This is a genomic window from Schnuerera sp., assembly GCF_035459645.1.
Lineage (GTDB): Bacteria > Bacillota > Clostridia > Tissierellales > Tepidimicrobiaceae > Schnuerera.
Genome location: NZ_DATHXO010000066.1, coordinates 1 through 1,520 on the forward strand (window position 1 = coordinate 1; position 1,520 = coordinate 1,520).

Sequence of the window (1,520 nt, forward strand, 5' to 3'; positions counted from 1 at the left end):
AAGTTTTGGTGCTAATAATCAATATAACTATTAAAAAAATAAAAATTAATAAAGTATTTTTTATTCTATTCATAATTGTCACCTTTCTTTATCTAGGTAATACCAATATTTTTCCTTGCCTAATATCTTTATCGGATTTCATTTCATTATACTTCAGGATAATATTTTTCTTATCTACAGTTCCATAAAATTTCATACTTATCTTATCCAAAGTATCGTCTTTTTCAACTTTATAAAAAGTAAAATACTCATCTGTTTTACTGCTTCCTTTAGGGTAATTAGCTTCCATTTTGTCGAATAATAATACACCATAGTCATCCCTATTATAGGCCAGATCTACAAATATTTTATCTATTTGTAGAGGATATAAAGATAAATCCATTGGAGGAGTAACCTCTAAATAATTCCAACCTAACCATGAAATACCTTTAGCCAATTCAATATCTATCTTTTCACCTGCTTGTCCCTTAAGTCTAAAACCTAAGTTAACAGGAGAATACCCATAGGAATATACCCATAATCCTATATTAGAAGGTGGATACTTAATAACAATATCTCTATTAGACATATCTACATAAGCTCTATTTTCATCCTCTAACGCCAAAATATTATACTCCATCCTTATAGAATGCTTATTAGACTTGGAATTGAAGGATTTATATACATTACCCTTTATATATTGGTTAGAAGGAATAAAATCAAAACTTCCATTTTCAAAATCCTCAAGTAGTTCTCTAGAATAATTATCTTCAATTGACTCTTCACCTAAACTAATTAGACTTTCCTCATCATCTATAGATAAGTCTTCTTCCATAGCTTCATCATAATAATCAAAAGGTAAAAAAGGATTGGTTTTATCGCTATTAGATATAGTATCTATATATGCCGTTTCCTTATCGAAATCATATATACCTTCTAGACTATAAATTTTAACACCTATATTGCCAGCTAAAACCTCTTCATCAGCTTTATCCATTGTTAAATCCGTTATCAGTAGTTTTTTGGGACTTGTTGTTATATTCTTTATTGTTTCTATAAGTCCTTGATAATTGGCATTATAAGGTATGTATATATCCATTGTATCTACAGTTAAATCACCGATATATTCTTCTTTTGGTCTACTAAAATTCAGATCCATTATATCTATATTTTCATTGTCCAATATTTCATTTAATAAATAGATTAACTGTGGTTGATCAATATTTGAAAAGTATCTATTAGTTAATATAGTTTTTTCTTTATGTAGGTCTTCCCAATTCTTCTCAATTATGTCTTCTCTTTTTAATATAAGATTTATATCAGATATTTCTTCTTCATATGCTTTTTTTTCATCCATCAAACCTTGTAGCTTATTATAATGAGGTGTTATTACAAACCTACCCGGCATATTGGACTCCGGGACCACGTCGCGCGGGTTGATCAGATGCACCCGGTGCCAATCGTCGGAGTAGCGGCCGCCGACACGCGCCAGGTCCGGACCGGTGCGCTTGGAGCCCCATTGGAAGGGATGGTCGTAGACG

1 protein-coding gene is annotated in these 1,520 nt (G+C 31.2%); it reads right to left on the bottom strand.

Going from position 1 to position 1,520, the window contains the following annotated elements:
* Positions 1-88 precede the first annotated feature (88 nt).
* A partial coding sequence (locus VK998_RS13095; RefSeq protein ID WP_325224758.1) for a cbb3-type cytochrome c oxidase subunit II occupies positions 89-1,520 on the bottom strand: 1,432 nt, incomplete at its 5' end.